The sequence below is a fragment of the Pseudoxanthomonas suwonensis J47 genome (assembly GCF_000513955.1).
GTDB classification, from domain to species: Bacteria; Pseudomonadota; Gammaproteobacteria; order Xanthomonadales; family Xanthomonadaceae; genus Pseudoxanthomonas; species Pseudoxanthomonas suwonensis_C.
On sequence record NZ_AZUZ01000032.1, the window covers coordinates 32,428 to 48,569 of the forward strand.

At 69.5% G+C, this 16,142-nt stretch carries 18 protein-coding genes; 5 read left to right on the forward strand and 13 right to left on the reverse strand.

Annotated elements, in window-relative coordinates; genetic code table 11:
- Positions 1-10 precede the first annotated feature (10 nt).
- The 4 genes from M503_RS0110060 to M503_RS16190 form a co-directional block, all read right to left on the reverse strand.
- A complete protein-coding gene (locus tag M503_RS0110060) occupies positions 11-958 on the reverse strand; it encodes a DUF1684 domain-containing protein (protein ID WP_051414511.1) in 948 nt (315 codons plus the stop codon).
- 176 nt (positions 959-1,134) lie between these two features.
- Entirely contained in the window at positions 1,135-1,845 is a 711-nt protein-coding gene (locus M503_RS0110065; RefSeq protein ID WP_028920339.1) for a hypothetical protein, read from the reverse strand.
- A gap of 123 nt (positions 1,846-1,968) precedes the next feature.
- Positions 1,969-2,412, reverse strand: a complete 444-nt coding sequence (locus tag M503_RS0110070; RefSeq protein WP_028920340.1) for a nuclear transport factor 2 family protein — start codon at positions 2,410-2,412, stop codon at positions 1,969-1,971.
- Between the two features lie 37 nt (positions 2,413-2,449).
- Positions 2,450-3,601 carry an alpha/beta hydrolase gene (locus tag M503_RS16190; RefSeq protein WP_051414513.1) on the reverse strand — a complete coding sequence of 384 codons (1,152 nt, stop codon included), beginning with the start codon at positions 3,599-3,601 and terminating at the stop codon, positions 2,450-2,452.
- Positions 3,602-3,858: 257 nt separating this feature from the next.
- Here M503_RS16190 and M503_RS16195 point away from each other — a divergent pair, with 257 nt between their 5' ends.
- Positions 3,859-4,557: a tetratricopeptide repeat protein gene (locus tag M503_RS16195; protein WP_155952024.1), complete on the forward strand. Its 699-nt coding sequence runs from the start codon at positions 3,859-3,861 to the stop codon at positions 4,555-4,557.
- A 27-nt stretch (positions 4,558-4,584) separates the two neighbouring features.
- Here the strand turns inward: M503_RS16195 and M503_RS0110085 are convergent, their stop codons facing one another.
- The 3 genes from M503_RS0110085 to M503_RS16200 form a co-directional block, all read right to left on the reverse strand.
- The gene (locus tag M503_RS0110085) at positions 4,585-4,926 is read right to left on the reverse strand and encodes a YciI family protein (protein ID WP_028920341.1); all 342 of its coding nucleotides are present in this window, start codon (positions 4,924-4,926) and stop codon (positions 4,585-4,587) included.
- Between the two features lie 219 nt (positions 4,927-5,145).
- A complete protein-coding gene (locus tag M503_RS0110090) occupies positions 5,146-5,454 on the reverse strand; it encodes a hypothetical protein (protein ID WP_197017675.1) in 309 nt (102 codons plus the stop codon).
- Positions 5,455-5,736: 282 nt separating this feature from the next.
- Positions 5,737-6,987: an alpha/beta hydrolase family protein gene (locus M503_RS16200; protein ID WP_231472353.1), complete on the reverse strand. Its 1,251-nt coding sequence runs from the start codon at positions 6,985-6,987 to the stop codon at positions 5,737-5,739.
- A 388-nt stretch (positions 6,988-7,375) separates the two neighbouring features.
- On the opposite strand from M503_RS16200, the gene arr reads away from it, so the two are divergent.
- Positions 7,376-7,777 (forward strand): NAD(+)--rifampin ADP-ribosyltransferase, encoded by a 402-nt coding sequence (gene arr / locus M503_RS16205; protein WP_037061093.1) that lies wholly within the window; start codon positions 7,376-7,378, stop codon positions 7,775-7,777.
- A gap of 60 nt (positions 7,778-7,837) precedes the next feature.
- Here the strand turns inward: arr and M503_RS0110105 are convergent, their stop codons facing one another.
- Entirely contained in the window at positions 7,838-8,260 is a 423-nt protein-coding gene (locus M503_RS0110105) for a hypothetical protein (RefSeq protein ID WP_028920343.1), read from the reverse strand.
- Between the two features lie 145 nt (positions 8,261-8,405).
- Here M503_RS0110105 and M503_RS0110110 point away from each other — a divergent pair, with 145 nt between their 5' ends.
- The gene (locus M503_RS0110110) at positions 8,406-9,698 is read left to right on the forward strand and encodes a solute carrier family 23 protein (RefSeq protein ID WP_028920344.1); all 1,293 of its coding nucleotides are present in this window, start codon (positions 8,406-8,408) and stop codon (positions 9,696-9,698) included.
- Positions 9,699-9,802: 104 nt separating this feature from the next.
- Positions 9,803-10,900 (forward strand): alpha/beta fold hydrolase, encoded by a 1,098-nt coding sequence (locus tag M503_RS0110115; protein ID WP_028920345.1) that lies wholly within the window; start codon positions 9,803-9,805, stop codon positions 10,898-10,900.
- A gap of 214 nt (positions 10,901-11,114) precedes the next feature.
- Here M503_RS0110115 and M503_RS0110120 read toward each other — a convergent pair whose 3' ends face one another.
- From M503_RS0110120 to M503_RS17425, 5 genes are all read right to left on the reverse strand, one after another.
- On the reverse strand, positions 11,115-11,486 hold the full coding sequence (locus tag M503_RS0110120; protein WP_028915075.1) for a hypothetical protein: 372 nt from the start codon (positions 11,484-11,486) through the stop codon (positions 11,115-11,117).
- A 57-nt stretch (positions 11,487-11,543) separates the two neighbouring features.
- Positions 11,544-11,822 carry a hypothetical protein gene (locus M503_RS0110125; RefSeq protein ID WP_028915076.1) on the reverse strand — a complete coding sequence of 93 codons (279 nt, stop codon included), beginning with the start codon at positions 11,820-11,822 and terminating at the stop codon, positions 11,544-11,546.
- Positions 11,823-12,057: 235 nt separating this feature from the next.
- Positions 12,058-12,762, reverse strand: coding sequence for a hypothetical protein (locus tag M503_RS0110130; RefSeq protein ID WP_155952025.1), 705 nt, complete (start codon positions 12,760-12,762; stop codon positions 12,058-12,060).
- Positions 12,763-13,012: 250 nt separating this feature from the next.
- Positions 13,013-13,924: a hypothetical protein gene (locus M503_RS0110135; RefSeq protein ID WP_028920347.1), complete on the reverse strand. Its 912-nt coding sequence runs from the start codon at positions 13,922-13,924 to the stop codon at positions 13,013-13,015.
- A gap of 264 nt (positions 13,925-14,188) precedes the next feature.
- Positions 14,189-14,608 (reverse strand): hypothetical protein, encoded by a 420-nt coding sequence (locus M503_RS17425; RefSeq protein WP_155952026.1) that lies wholly within the window; start codon positions 14,606-14,608, stop codon positions 14,189-14,191.
- Positions 14,609-14,914: 306 nt separating this feature from the next.
- Between M503_RS17425 and M503_RS0110145 the strand changes: the two genes are divergently transcribed.
- On the forward strand, positions 14,915-16,135 hold the full coding sequence (locus M503_RS0110145; RefSeq protein WP_155952008.1) for an ISL3 family transposase: 1,221 nt from the start codon (positions 14,915-14,917) through the stop codon (positions 16,133-16,135).
- The last annotated feature ends 7 nt before the right edge of the window (positions 16,136-16,142 follow it).

Sequence of the window (16,142 nt, forward strand, 5' to 3'; positions counted from 1 at the left end):
GGTGAACGCCTCAGTGCGCCAGCGGGTAGGTCTTCTCGCCGGCGGTGATGCGCAGCGGCAGGCGGTTCTCCGGCGGCGCGGTCGGACAGACCACGTGGCCGTTGAGCGCGCACGGCGGGTTCTGCGCGCGGTTGAAGTCCAGCACCACGGTGTCGCCTTCGGGCGCCGGCACGTACAGGAAGCGCGCGCCGCCGTAGGTTTCGCGGCCGCTGGTGCGGTCGGCGATGATGAAGAACAGCTCGTCGCCTTCCTCCTCCTGCACCGGCAGCAGGACGTGGCGCTGGCCATCGAGCTCGAACTCGGCCTGGCCCGGCACGCGCGCCGGTTCGATCGTGCCGTTGGTGGTCACCAGGTCCAGGGTGCGCGCCGGCTCGAACGCGGTCCACTTCGCCTCGATGCGCCAGGCCGGATCCACCGGGAAATGCGGCACGCCGTCGAACGCCTTCAGCGCGGGCGATTCCGGATCGCGGTAGCGCCAGCCGTACACCTCGCCGGTGCGCACCAGGTAGAAGCGCTGCGCGCCGGAATGGATGCCGGTGGGGCCGCCCTCGTCGAGCTGGGTCAGCAGCGGACCGCCGGCGAAGGGCTTGCCGTCCACCTGCAGCCCGGCATCGGCGGCCGGCTGGAACACCGGCGCGCCTTCGGCGGGCACGGTCAGCACACCCCAGTGCGCCGGACCGCCGGGCACGACGATGTCGTTGTCATTGGCGCTGCCGACGCGGTGCCTGCCGACGGCGACCTGGCCCGAACCGGTGAAGCTGAGCCAGCCGTCCGGATCGCGCAGCCTGGCCTCACGCTCCTGTCGCCACTGTTCGACCGAGGCGAGATAGGCCTGGTCCGTGTCTGCGGTGGCGGTGACCGCATCCGCGTCGGGTGCGGCGCTTTCCTGCGCGGGCTTGCAGCCGGCCAAGGCGAGCACGGCGGAGACGGAGACGGCGATCAGGCGGACATGCTTCATGGTGGCGTGGGCGTCGGGGGGAAACCTTGCCCACGATACGCCGTCGGCCGGCGCGCGCCCAATCGCCGCGTGCGCCGGTCACATGCTTCGATGTCATCAGCGGAGTGGCGCCACGGATGCGTGGCGCCATGCGTGCGGACCGCGCATGCACCGTCGCGATCCCATGCGGGCGTCCGTCAGCCGCCCAGCTCCGGATCAAGCAACAGCAGCGCCGCGGCGGCCGCAGCGAAATACACGCGCTGGTCCTCGTCCAGGCCGCGGACCAGGTGCACGCGGCCGCGATTGACCACGTCCACTACCGCCAGCGTGGTGTCGCCATCGACGATGGCGTAGCCGGTGGGGATGTTGGAAGCGACCGGCGTGCTGTCGTAGGCATGGATCGCGCGCACCGCGTACTCGCGGCCCCACGGCGCGACCAGGCGGCCGTCGTAACGTCCGGCTTCGCGCACGATCTGCAGTGGCTGCGCTTCCTGCCCGTCCAGGCTCAGGCCGCAGGCCAGCAGCGGCCCGGCCATCGCGGTCAGGTCCACTTCCAGGCGGCGCGACTCGCCGCCGCTACTGGCCGTCCACGCGCGCGCATGGCACTGCACCTGCACCGGCGGCTGCTCGCGCGCCACCAGCGTGTACGCGTACGGCCTGGAGGTGCGGGTCAGGTCGGCGACCAGCGCCGGCACCGTCCAGGAGAAGGTCGAGCCTTCGCGCATTTCCAGCGCGCTGTAGGGACCGAAGCGCACAGGCTCGCCGAAACGGCGCGGCGAGTGGCCGCTGACTTCAAAGGCCTCGGCCTGGTCGGAGAACCCGGCCGGCAGCCGGACCTGCGCGGTGGTACAGGCCGACAGCAGCAGGACGAGGGCGACGGCGGGCAGAGCGGCGACGGGCGTGCGCATGGAGGATCCCCCTGGATTCGGCGCCAAGCCTAGACCGGGTCGGGGCGCGGCTGCCCTGCCATTGGTTGGTGCACGCGGCGAGCGTTCAGTCGCCGTTGCCGGCGCGGCACTGGCCGCCGCCGGTCATGGCGCCTGTCCGGGCTTCGGCTTCGGGTGCCACAGCGCGTTGACGATGATCCAGCGCTCGCCGAAACGGCCCATGTGGAAGAAGTCGACGAACCATGGCGTCTCCGCACGCACCACCGCGGCATTGCCGGCCACGTCCAGCACCGTGCAGCTGCGGTCCCATTGCTCCTTCGGCGTCTTCAGCACGCCCTGCCGGGTCAGCGCGACCAGCTCCTCCTTGCCCATCCGGCGCAGGCCCAGGCGCTCGTCCGGCGTATCGCCCAGCACCGCGCGCTTGGCCAGGTCAGGATGCAGCGCGCGCGCCACCCGCGCCGGGTCGCCTTCGAGCTGGCCGTCGACGTAGTCGAAGCAGGTGGCCTCGATCGCCGCGCGGGTGGCGGGCTCGATGGACGGTGCGGCCGACGCCGCGGCCGCGGCGATGACGAGGGTGGCAAGTGACACGGGACCTCCGGATGGGGATGGATGGAATGGATGCGGCTCAGCGCTGCGTTTCGGCCTCGCCCTGCACCGCCAGCGGCCGCACCTGCTCCAGCAGGCTGACCAGGGTCCTGCCCGGCTCCTCCCACGGGATCATGTGCGCCGAGCGCTCGAACCACACGCCGGCCTTGTACGGCGCCTGCACCTGCGCCAGCCAGGCGGCGGTGGGTTCGGACGGCGTGGTGTAGTCGTGGCGGCCCATTAACATCACCACGGGGATCGGGAAGCGCTTCACCCCGGTGAAGTCCACCTGCAGGAACTCGTCCAGCAGTCGCCCCAGGGTGAACACGCTGCCGGCGTTGATCGCGCAGCGCGCCGCGTCGTCGTAGTCCGGCGACAGCCGCGGCCCCCGGAAGAAGTACTTCGACTCCTCGCGGAACGCGCTCATCCCGCCGTAGTACTGCGGCCACTTGCGGGCGATAACGATGCGCTCGCGGGTAATCGGCTGGTCGCCCGGGTACGGCGCGATCGACTCCATCTCGCGCACCGCCTCCCGGTTGCCGCGCTCGCGCGCGGTGCGCAGGCCGTACTCGAAGCTCAGCTGCTCGTTGGTGCGCACGTTGATCACCTGGCCCATGCCGACGTAGGCATGGAACAGGTCCGGCCGCTGCAGCGCCGCGTGCATGGCGACCACCGTGCCCCAGCTGTGCCCGGCCAGGACCAGCTTGCGCTTGTGGTAGCGCATGCGCAGGTACTCGGCCAGCTCGATGGCGTCGTCGACGTAGCGCTGGATCCTGATCGTGTCGGCGGCGTCCTCCGGTGGATTCAGCAGGAAGGTCCTGCCGGCGCCGCGCTGGTCGTAGTTGGCGACGGTGAAGTACTCCTCCAGTGGGCGCTGGAACTGCCACAGCGTCGGGATCACCGGCGAGGCCGGGCCGCCGTGCACCAGCAGCAGCAGCGGATTGTCGCGATCCTGGCCGCGCACGTTGACCCACTGCTTCAGCCCGCCGATCTCGACCGCGTACTCCTCCTGCACGCCGGTCGGCGCGGTGATGCGGCCGAGGTCGGCGATGATCTCGCGCGCCGGCGCGTAACTGGAACGGTCGGGACATTCCTCGGCCAGCGCCGGCGAAGCCAGCACCGGCAGCAGCAGCGACACCAGTGCACCCAGCACGCGCGCGGGACGACGGACCGTGGGGGACAGCTCGGACATGCGACCTCCGCTTCGATGTGAACGGCGGTGCCAAGCGCACCGGCAAGATGGATGCTGGGACAGATGCAGCAGAACCGGCGTGGGCCGTTGGTCATTCCCGCGCGTGACCCGCGTCCGCGTTACGTGCGGCGTTCAGGAAGCCTGGCGAAGGTTGCGACGGTTTGCGGACCGACGACGTACCCTTGGCAGGCGCCCGATCAGGCGCGCTCCCGCCGGCACGCCGGCGGCACCCGGTCCACCATCACCAGGGAGTGGTCATGAGTACTGTGTGCACGCGCATCCTTCTTGTCCTGCTGTCCTGCAGTCCGCTCGCCGCAGTCGCGGACGACGCCCCGATCGAAGGCGACGACCTGGAGGTCATGCAGACGCAGGCCTTCCTCAACGCGCATCCGGACATGAAGTACCGCACGGAAGGCTGGCAGGCCTATGCCGAAGGCGATTTCGCGCAGGCGCGGACGCTGCTGGAGAAAGCCGCCAGCTATGGCGACAAGCCCGCGCAGGCGCTGCTGGCCGAGATGGCGTGGAAGGGCCAGGGCCAGCCGGTGGACCGCGCCCTGGCCTATGCCTGGGCCGACCTGGCCGCCGAGCGCGGCTACCGGCTGTTCGTGGCCCAGCGCGAGAACTACTGGCGGCAGCTCGACGGGGGCGAGCGGGAGCGAGCCGTCGAGATCGGACAACCGATGCTGGCCACGTATGCCGATGAAGTGGCCACGCGCAAGCTCAACAGCCACCTGCTGCGGGAGCGCTTCAGCTCGGCCAACTGGCGCCGGCGCAAGGCCCTGGACGTCGTGGTGCCGGGGCCCGACGGGCTGCGCATGGTGATCCGCGGCCACGCGTTCTACCAGGACAAGTTCTGGGAACCGACGAAGTATCGCGAGTGGGTCGACGCGGTGTGGACCGATCCGCCGAAGACCAACGTGGAGGTGGGCGACCCGACGCCGGCCGGAGGCCGCTGAGACTCCGGCCGCTTCAGCTGCTATCGCTCAGGACTGCGGATCGAACCCGAATACCCGCAGCTCCTGGGCGCAGCGGCAGGCCCTGGCGATCCGCGCCGCCCAGGTGATGGCGGCATTGCGCGACGGCAGCTCCAGCACGGTGAAGCCGCCGTTGAGCGGCGGCGCACCCGGATAGCCGCCCTCGCTCACCTCGCCCGCCGCGGACACCAGCACCGGCGGCACGGATTCGTCGATGCCGCCGCCGAACACATACACGCCGGCAGCTTTGGCTTCCCCGATCACCGCATGCGAATCGCGGACCACCGCATCCCACTCGCCGTCGGGCACCACCATCGCGGCGGCGGGAAAGGAGATCAGGTACTTGGCCATCGCGTCCCTCCTCGATACACGCAAGGTAGCACCGAACCACTCCCCTCTCCCCCCGGGAGAGGGGCCGGGGGAGAGGGCCGGCAGCCCAGGCCAGGTGGGGCACACCGCCCTCTCCCCAACCCCGCTCCGCGCCCTGCGTCCAGCGAAATGCGGGCATTCGCCGGCATGCGCGCCAGTGGCGCGCACATGCCGTCTCCCCCGAGGGGAGAGGGTCGGCGCCTACTTCTGCCAGGTACCGCCGCCCATGCGGCAGCTGTCGGGCAGCGTGGCCAGGTCGTCGGGCCGGCGTTCGTAGTAGAACGCGTGCATCGTCTTCTGGCCGAAGATGCCGCGGCAGCTGCCCTGGTTCGGGCTGGGGCAGGCATCCATCCAGGTGATCTCGCCGGCCTTGCCGCCCAGCTGCGCCGAGGTCTGCGCCAGCGATTCGCACAGCTCGCGGTGTGTCGCCTCGGGAATGTCGGGGCCTGCCTGGAAGCAGTCGCGCGACCGCAGGCGCTGGCCCAGGATCTCGAACTCGCCGGCGATCATGCATGCCCGCGTCTTCCCGCTTCCCACCGTGGCGGCCCCCTGCCCGCTTCCGGCGGCCCACGCCGGCGCGCTTGCACCTGCCAGCATCGCCAGGACCACACCCGCAACGTAAATCCTTCCGTTCCCCATCAGCTTCCTCCCTGTTGAAGGCGCACCGTCGCGCCACCTTAGTACTTCAGCAGGACTGGCGGATCAGGGGAACACCCATGCGTGCTGCGGGCCGATCGGGCTTCGATGCACGACGGGGCGTCGGGCTCCGGCCCGTTCCCCTGCCCAGCCCCCTTAGGGAGAAGGGATCACGGGCACCTGGGAGAGCGTGGCCGCACCGTAATGCGGCTGCAGTGGACGGCCGAGGATGAAGTCGGCCATCGCCTGGAAATAGCCCTCGGGCTGGCGGGTGGAGAGGCGCTCGCCATCGGCGGCCACTTCGAACTCGTACATGCCGTGGTCGGCGCCGGGGAACACCACCGTGGCGATCGGCCGTCCGGCACGCTGCAGCGCGGCGAGACGTCGCACGCTCTCGCCGGGCGGCGCATCGCGGTCCTCGCTGCCGAACAGCCACAGCTGTGGCACGTCGAGGGTTTCCAGCACCGGCATCGGGTCGTAGCGTGCCGGTATGCTCCGGACCAGGCCCGGCGCATCGCGGCGGATGGCCTCCGCGTCGTTGGCGAGCAGGTAGGCGGTGAAGTTGCCACGCACCGCTGGATACCAGGGCGCATCGCGATACTTCGCCTTCACCACCTCCAGGTGCGCGAAGCCGTCGCTGAAGTCGCTCTCGATCAGGCGCGCGGTGGCGTCGGCAATCTCCATGGCCCCGGCCATCGCCTCCGGCCCGAAGCCGCCGCGCGCCATGTCGCCGGCGATCGCCTCGCGATCCTCGTCCAGCGGCGACACCGCCAGGCCGAAGCTGACGATCACGAAGTCCACCGGCGCGATACGCGCCGCCAGTGGCGCCACCCAGCCGCCCTGGCTGCCACCCTGGTAGCCGATGCGACCCGCGCGTGCTCCGGCCAGGCGGCGGGCTTCGCGAGCGGCGTGGATCGCATCGGTGGCGAGAGTCAGGTAGTCCTGCGTGTAGTCGCCGCCTGAAGCGCCGGTGCCGCGCTTGTCGTAGGCGAACACGCCGATGGCAGCGCTGGCGAACTCGCGCTGCAACGAGTAGCGCTGCAAGGCCGAGTCGTGCTCCGCGCCATGGACCAGCACCACCAGCGGCACTGCACCCTTGCCCGGCGGCAACGTCAGTCGCCCGGCCAGCTGCGTGCCACCGCTGCCTTGAAATCGGGTTTCGACCTGCACCAGCGCGACGCGCAGGCCAGCGACGCCGTCGAACTGGATGCCGCCGCGGCCGCAGTCTTCGATCACGACGCGATGTCCATCCGCGCGCCCCGTCCAGCCCAGCGTGCTGGTCCAGCTGCCATCGCCCGCCGGCGACAGCGCGCCGGTGCGGCCATCGGGCGTGCGCCAGCGCAACCGGCCTTCGCCGCCCGGGCCGATATCCAGCGCGCGGCCATCAGCCAGGCGGTAACTGCCCACCGCGCAGTCCGCGTCGCTCGCGTGGACCGGAAACGCGCATGTGGCTGCCAACAGCATGGCAACGCCGCAGAGGATCGAGTTCGCATGCTTCATGGCGCATGTCCGCATCGAGGGAACCCTCGCAGGCTCGCACGGTGGTCCTTGGCGAACCACCGGTTCCCGACGGAACCTGCCGTGCGGCGACGGAACACGGACCAGGGCGACCGGGCCATCGGGGGCGACTTCACCCCTGGCGCAACACGCGCGCTTCGCGTGCGCAAGAAAAGAACGGGAGGCGCGCCGCGCCTCCCACAACAACGTTATACAAGCCCCCGGGGCTTGCGGCAACGCCCTACGCGCGGTGCAGGATCGCCGCCCTGCCGTTCCGGCAGGAAGAAGGAGCGAAGGAATGAGTGAAGCGCAGACCTACTACCACGGCACCAAGGCCGACCTCCGCGTGGGCGATCTGATCGCGCCCGGCCGTCCCTCCAACTTCGGCAACCGCAAGCCGTCACGCTACGTCTACCTGTCCGCGACGCTGGACGCGGCGGCCTGGGGCGCCGAACTGGCCGAAGGCGAAGGACCGGGGCGCATCTACATCGTCGAACCCACCGGCCCCCTGGAGGACGACCCCAACCTCACCAACAAGCGCTATCCCGGCAACCCGACCCGGTCGTACCGCTCGCGGCATCCGTTCCGCGTCGTCGGCGAGCTCACCGGGTGGACCGGCCATACGCCCGAACGGATCGCGCAGATGCGCGCCTTCATCGCCTCGCTGCCGGCGCACGAGGCCGATCCGATCGAGGACTGAAGGACAGGATCGATGGCTGCGGGCGCACCACGCCCGCTTGCCACCTGCGCTGCACGCTCGTCAGCCACCGGTGCAGCGCTGCCAGCCACCATCTCTTGCCGATACCTGCTCCCAGCCGTTCGGGATGCGACGGAAAGCCTGGCCGCCAATGCAGGCGTAGCCCAGCTCCTTCGCCTCGGCCGAGCCCATGGCCGGCAGCGTCACCACGCTGCGCGATGCGGCCGGTCGCCCCTGCATTCGCGCTTCGCTGGACAGCACCATGTACTCGATGCTCTCGCAGAACCCGACCATCCCCGGGTGCGGGTGCCGTCGCCACTGCTCGCAGTTGAACGGCGTGGTGTCCTTCGCGGCGGAGTTGTACGGCTGTGGCGGGCGGTAGGCCGGCTTGGCCGGGGCGCTGGGCGCCACATGGGCCTTGATGGTCTGGGCCGACGCGCCCATGGCGAAGGCCGCCAGGCAGGCGGCCGCGATCAGGCGAAACATTGCGAACCCCCTATTCGCAAACCGTCGCAAAGTTATCCCTTTCGAGCGCTTCCGGGAAGCATGTCGCGGGCCGCCGGGCACCAGGCGCTTGGGACGAACCCGGCCAGCCCCTAAGATCGCGGGAACGAATCGGGGATGCAGGCGCATGGGCATGTTCTCGTGGACGGAAAAGTCGCCGGCCGTCCTGCAGGATGGCGGCGTGATCGGGCCGGACGAGCGGCTGCCCTGGGGCCAGACCGGGTTGATGGGCGTGCAGCACGTGGTCGCCATGTTCGGCTCCACGGTGCTGGCGCCGATCCTGATGGGCTTCGATCCCAACCTGGCGGTGCTGATGAGCGGCATCGGCACGCTGATTTTCTTCCTGGTCACCGGCGGCAAGGTGCCCAGCTATCTCGGTTCGTCGTTCGCCTTCATCGGCGTGGTCAACGTGGCCACCGGCTACGTCGCCAGCCAGGGCGCCAACGCCAACATCGGCCTGGCGCTGGGCGGGATCATCGCGTGCGGCCTGGTCTACGCGCTGATAGGCGTGGTGGTGCACCTGGCCGGCACCGGCTGGATCGAACGGCTGATGCCGCCGGTGGTGACCGGCGCGGTGGTGGCGGTGATCGGCCTGAACCTGGCGGCGATCCCGGTGAAGAACATGGCCGCCGGCAACTTCGACGCGTGGATGCAGGCGGTGACCTTCCTGTCGGTGGCGCTGGTGGGGGTGTTCACCCGCGGCATGGTGCAGCGGTTGCTGATCCTGGTCGGCCTGCTGCTGGCCAGCCTGGTCTACGCCGCGCTGACCAACGGCCTGGGCCTGGGCAAGCCGGTGGACGTGGGCGCGATCGTCGCCGCGCCGTGGTTCGGCCTGCCCTCGCTGCACACGCCGGTGTTCGACACCCGCGCGATGATGCTGATCGTGCCGGTGGTGATCATCCTGGTGGCGGAGAACCTGGGTCACATCAAGGCGGTGACGGCGATGACCGGCCGCAACCTCGACCGCTACATGGGCCGCGCCTTCATCGGCGACGGCGTGGCGACGATGGTGTCCGGCGCGGCCGGCGGCACCGGCGTGACCACCTATGCCGAGAACATCGGGGTGATGGCGGCCACGCGCATCTACTCGACAGCGGTGTTCGTATGCGCGGCGACGATCGCGATCCTGCTGGGCTTCTCGCCCAAGTTCGGCGCGCTGATCCAGGCGATCCCGCTGCCGGTGATGGGCGGCGTGTCGATCGTGGTGTTCGGGCTCATTGCCGTTGCGGGCGCGCGTATCTGGGTCGACAACCGGGTGGATTTCTCCGACCCGAAGAACCTGATCGTCGCCGCGATCCCGCTGGTGCTGGGCACCGGCGAGTTCACCCTGAAGTTCGGCGAGTTCGCCCTGGGCGGCATCGGCACCGCCACCTTCGGCGCGATCGCGCTCAACGCCCTGCTCTCCCGCGCCCGCAGGTAGCCCGGGCAAGGCCGGAGGCCGCCCCGGGGTCTGGCCGGGCCAACGGCCGCCGCATGCCGGTACAGTGGCCTCTACACGTCCCCTTCCCCGACGAGGACCGGCGCATGTGGACGATCCGACTGTTTGCGGTTGCACTGGCCACGCTGGCCCTGGCCCCGCCCGCCCCGGCACAGGAGCCGCCTGCCAGCGCCCGCGCCGAGGCGGTGGGCGTGATCCGCGAACTGCGCCGGATCGTGGCCCCGCAGGGCGTGGAGCGCTACGAGTACGTGCGCATCGGCGGCATCGACCAGTTCGTCTCCATCCGCGGCCAGGACCGCGCCAACCCGGTGCTGCTGGTGGTGCACGGTGGCCCGGGCTTCCCCACCTCCGGCATTGCCTGGTGGGCCACGCGCGGGCTGGAGGAGTACTTCACCGTGGTCCACTGGGACCAGCGCGGCGCCGGCAAGACCCACCTGGCCAACGACCCGGCCCGGGTCGCGCCGAGCATGCGCCCGCAACGCTTCGTCGACGACACCGAGGAGCTGGTGGCCTGGCTGCGCCGCGAGTTCGCCCAGGACAAGGTGTTCCTGCTGGGCACCTCGTGGGGCAGCTACGTGGGCCTGGAATTCGCGCTGCGCCGGCCGGAGTGGCTGCATGCCTACATCGGCATGGGCCAGGCCATCGACAGCCCGGAGAGCGAGCGCCGCGGCTATGCCTATGCGCTGGAGCAGGCACGCCGCGACGGCAATGCCGGCGCCGTCGCCGAGCTGGAATCGATCGCGCCGTACGCGCGCGAAGGCGAGCCGATCCCGCTGGCGAAGATCGCGCTTGAACGGAAGTGGTCGGACTACTACGGCGGGGTGATGGCCTGGCGCCAGGGCCAGGTCGACGGCATCGCCGTGCGCCTGGCGCCGGAGTACAGCGACGCGGAAGCCGCGCGCGCGTACGAGGGCAACGGCTGGTCGCAGGAGTTCCTGCTCAGCGACGTGCTGTCCGTGGACCTGGGCGGGCAGACGCGTCTGGGCTGCCCGCTGATCATCCTCGCCGGCCGCCACGACCGCAGCGTCAACTCGCAGGTCGCCTACGAGTGGTTCGGGCGCGTGCAGGCGCCGTACAAGCACTTCGAGTGGTTCGAGCACTCGGCCCACGAGATCCTGGCCGAGGAACCGGGCAAGTTGCTGGTCACCCTCGTCCAGCACGCGCGGCCACTGGCGACCCGGTAGCCCGGACAAGGCCGAAGGCCGCGTCCGTGGCCTCGCGCACCTGGGTGCGACCAGGTCCGGCCCGGAGTGTGGACGCCTCCCTGCGGCTCCCCCGGGGCTGCCGCGTTGCATGAAGCGCAAGCACCGTCGTGCCGGCGAAAGCCGGGCATCCGCTGACCTTGCTTGTTCGGGCCATGTGGTTGCCACCCGGACTGTTGTCCGACAGGGCGGAAACTCAGGCATTGCGTCTGCGTGTTTTCAGCAACCAGCCGATCCGGTTTCCCATCCAGCCGCCGAGCACCACAACCAGCCAGGCGTATTCCTCGTAAGGAACCTGCTGGGAGACCAGGCCAAGCAACACCAGGCAGGGCAATCCGGACAGGAAGACCATGAAATTGCGGTTGGCACGCCAGGCCCCCAGCGTGCCGTCCTCGTCCGGGCGGGCGAGCAGGTAGATCACCGCTCCCATGGTCACGAAGCCAAGCAGGTACCCACGCACAAACCGCGGCGCCAGATCCTGCTCAAACAGCAGGATGTACAGGACCACGAATGACAGGGCCACCGCCTCGATCCTCGCGCCCAGCTTGAAGCCTTCGCGCAACTGCATCGATCCTCCTCCGGAGGTACGCGCCCTCCCCGCCGCGGCGGAGAGGGCGCGCAGGAATCACTTCTGCATGAGCGCATCCTGGATCTTCGAGCCGGCGTAGCCGCCGACCGCGCCGCCGATAAGCGATCCATGGATCAGGCCGACCGTCGCGCCGATCAGGCCGCCGGCCACGGTGCCCACGCCCGGGATCACGCTGCCGATCGCTCCACCGATCGCCGCGCCGGCGGTCACACCACCGTAGCGGCCAGCGATACCACCGACGATGCCACCGATGGCAGCACCGCCTTCGCCGCTGCCGCTCACACTCGCCACTTCAAGCTCCTGCAGTTCACGCATCGCGCTTTCTCCTGTGAAGTGTAGCGCACTTCCCTGCGCCCGGGTTCCGGATAGCCCGGATCTCTGTGATACGCGCATCGGTAGGAGATTGCGTTGGGCCCTGCGCAAGCGTCAACGCAAGTATCAGTTGCCTGCAAGCCAGGTATCGGCCCATGGGCCAAGCCGCACCGCGGCGGCGCGGTGCGCTTCGCTTACGGGCTGCGCGTCCGCGCGTTCGCTCCCGGGGCTGCCCGGCTCAGTCGGCCAGCAGCGCCGCGGTGTCGAGCAGGCGCAGGTTGGGCTGGGCGGCCAGGTGTTCGCGCAGCCAGTAGCCGTGCTCGGCGCCGACCAGGACCACGATGCGCTTGCCCGGGTTCTCCGCGGCCGCGCGCACGACCACCTCGAGGAAGTGGCGGTTCCAGGCCTGCCAGCCGGCGCGCTCGCCCTCGCCGACCAGGCCTTCCTGCAGCGCGTGCTTGGCGCGCAGCTGCTGGTCGGTGACCGCGTCGTTGACCCGCGCCGGACTGGTCCAGTAGTGGCGCAGCGCGGCGTAGATCGCCTGGCCATAGGCCGAGAACGCGGCCGAAGCCTCCGGCTGGCCGGACGCGAAGGCCTGGAACGAGGCCATGTAGGCGCCGCCGATCTGGTCGTACAGCGGGTTCTCCGGCTCCATCGGGTAGACCTTGTAGTGGCCGGCATCGATCAGCGGGTAGATGGTTTCCGGGTACTCGACCTTGGTGGACTCCGGGGCACGCTGGGCGTACTTGTCCGGATTCACCTCGATGCACAGCACGTCCGCGTCCAGGCGGCGGATGCTTTCGGCCAGCACCTCCTGGTTATACGTCGGCACCTGCGCGTGCAGGCGGTGCAGGGTGGAGAGCACGGCCACCTCGGCCGGGCGCGGCGCAGCCGTGGCCACCGTGGATGCCAGGCCCAGTACCGCTGCCAGCAGAAGACGCATGCCCTACCCCCTGTAGTCGTGGCGAGGGCGGCAGCATGCGGCAGGCGCGCACCTGGCGCGCGCGCCGGAAGTCATGCCGGCAGCGGGCCTGGCGTCGTTCCCCGGGCGTGTCGGCCTGCATGCGCAGCAGGTCGGCGCGTAGCGAGGCGATCTGGTCGGTCTGCTGGCGCTGCAGGCCGATCAGGGTATCCAGCCGCCCCTTGCTCCCGAACACGGCAAACGGCAGCACGAACCACAGGATCGCGGGCCTTCAACCCTGCGCGTTCGCCTCGCGCATGCGCAGCAGCTGGTTCTGCAGCGCCTGCACCTGGGCGCGCAGCTGCTCGTTCTCGCGCTCCAGCTGGGCAACGCGGCGCTGCAGGGTCCGGACGTCCGGCTCGGCCGCGGCCTCGGGGGCGTCTTCGCCGCCCTCGGCGGCGGCGGGCACCGGTTCCTGGCGCGGACGCTTCTTCGTCTCGCGCGCGCGTCTTGCCGCCTGGCGCAGCTCGGCCTTGCCGCCCTGGGCGGCGCTGCGCTGTTCCTCCACCGGCAGGCTGGCCACCGCGGCGGCGGCGCTGATGGAGATCTCGCCGGCCTTCAGCGCCTCCACCACCTCCGGCGCGGCCTGGGTGTGGATGCGCTCGATCATCGCCACCTGGTTCGGGCTGAGCTTGGCCTCGCGCGCCAGTTCGGCACGGCTGACCGGCACCGGATCCCACGGCGGCAGGTCGTCGGGCTCCGCCCTGGCGTTCAGGGCCTCGGCGGCTTCCGCGGCTTCGGCCTCGGCCGCTTCGGCGGCGGCAGCGGCGGCCTGGGCGGCACGCAGCGCCTCCAGCTCGGCCTCGCGCTGCGCCTGCAGGCGGCGGGCCAGGATCTCGCGCTTGCGCAGCGCCAGCACGCCGCGCTGGTAGTCGGAGACGCTGCGCCGGCCCAGGTGCTGCTCGATCATCCACAGGTGCACGTCTTCCATCGACTGGAAGCGCGTGTTCTGCACCGTGTTGAAGGGGATGCCATGCTTCTGGCAGATGCCGTAGCGGTTGTGGCCGTCGACCAGGATGTTGCCCCACAGGACCAGGGAGTCGCGGCAGCCCTCGGCCAGCAGGTTGCGCTCCAGTGCCTCGTACTCGTCGTTGGTCAGCGGATCGATATAGGCCTTGAGCTCTTCGAGTACGACGATGTCCATGCACTGCGGGGGAAAACGGGGGCGCGCATTGTAGTGCTTCGGTTCCGCGGCCAGTAGCCGATTGACGGATGCGCGGAATGGTGCGCAGCCATCCCTCAAGGCACATCGTCCCCGGGTGCGCTTCGCTTACCCGTACATATGGCGTGGCGGCGAGTCCGCTGGCGCGTGGCGACGCGCCGAACCTCGCCAGCGCCTCGACCATGCGGGGGCGCGGTGCGCTTCGCTTACCCGGGCTACGCCCTGTTGGTACGCCCTTTGCCTGCTTTACGGGTTGCGGCCGACGTCAGGAGTTAGCTCAACCCCCATAATTACAGACGACACGAAGTCCCGCATCAGCGCTTTGTCCTCGGAGTCCATCGCCAGCACGACGTTCGCGACTTCGTTTTCATCCGCCTCACCGATAGACGCCAAACGCCTGATGCCTAGATAAATAGTCGGCAACGGAATCTTCGCATCTTGCCCCACTGGATCGTCGTCGGCCCTATCTATTGTCCGAGGCACCACCCTGGCGCGCTTCTCTTTTACGCGCCGAGTCATTGCGCACCGCTTACGCACCTCCACTCCGCCGACCTTTGCGGTAACCGTAGGTGGAGCCGACCGACCGTCTTGCGCGAGATCCACCTCATCGATAGACAAATAGACGATCTTCTCTATGTTCGCGTAGAAGAGATCTCCTTGGACCATCTTTATCAGTTAATCCGAAGGTATTCGAAACCAATCCGAGAATTGTCGACTTGCCAATTCCGTTGTGACCCGCAATTAGCTTGAGACGCTCGGCAAAATCGATACGAAAGCCACCCAACTTCCGAAAGGGCGGCGAGCCGAACTCTATGGATCCCACAACGATGTGAGTTGCCTCCTGAACCATCCCCTGCGTCCTCGAATCATCATGCCTCACAAAAAAATGGTTCTTCTCCCAACTAAGGGGAGAGAGGCACACGGCCGACCCGGCAGACTTGCTGGTGTCGAAGCAACAAACTGGGGCCGGCCGTGGCCGAGTTGGATTGTATGTCCCCGCTGGGAGGCTGGGCGGGATATGGCGTAAGCCGCTGGCATCGCGAGCCGCGCGGCGGCCAACGCTGGCTGGTGATCGAGCTTGATCCGCAGGAGGGCGTGCGGCGTTGCTGCAGCGGCTGCGGCCAGCCCGTGGCGGCGATCCACGACCGCACGGTGCGGCGGATCCGCGACCTGCCGGTGTTCGAGGAGTCGGTGGAGCTGCGGGTGCAACGGCTGCGCCTGGCCTGCCCGCGCTGTGGTCCCCGGCTGGAGCAGTTGGACTGGCTGGACCGGCATGCCCGGGTGACCCGGCGTCTGGCCCGCAGCGTGGCGCGCCTGTGCGCGGTCACCTCGGTGCGGCACGCCGCGCAGTGGCATGGCCTGGACTGGAAGACGGCCAAGGCCATCGATTACCGGTACCTGGAGCGCACGCTGGGGCCACCGGACCTGGACGGGGTGCGGTTGCTGGCCATGGACGAGTTCGCGATCCAGAAGGGCCATCGCTACGCCACAGTGGTGGTCGATCCGCAGCGCAAGCGGGTGTTGTGGGTGGGCCGCGGCCGCAGCCGGGCCGAGGTGCGTCCGTTCTTCGAACTGCTGGGTCCGCAGCGCTGCGCGCAGATCCAGGCGGTGGCCATGGACATGAACACCGCCTATGACCTGGAGGTGCGCCAGCACTGTCCCAACGCCGAGGTGGTCTACGACCTGTTTCATGTGGTGGCCAAGTACGGCCGCGAGGTGATCGACCGGGTCCGGGTGGACGAAGCCAACCGGTTGCGTGGCGACACGTCCGCCCGGCGCGTGGTGAAGACCTCGCGCTGGCTGCTGCTGCGCAACCGGGAGAACGTACCGGCGGACAAAGCCGTGCACCTGGACGAACTGCTGGCAGCCAACCGCGCCTTGCTCACCGTCTACCTGCTCAAGGACGACCTCAAACAGTTGTGGCGATATCGCAGCCGCGCCTGGGCGTTACGCGCCTGGAAGCAGTGGAAGCGCCGGGCCCTGCGCAGCGGGCTGGAGCCGCTGAAGATCTTCGTCCGGCGCCTGGAGCCCTACCTGCCCGGCATCCTGGCCCACTGCCGGTGGCCGCTGGGCACCAACCTGGTCGAGGGCATCAACAACAAGATCAAGGTCATCAAGCGCATGGCCTACGGCTTCCGCGATGACGCCTACTTCTTCCTCAAGATCCGGGCGGCCTTCCCCGGAGTTGGGTGAAGAACCA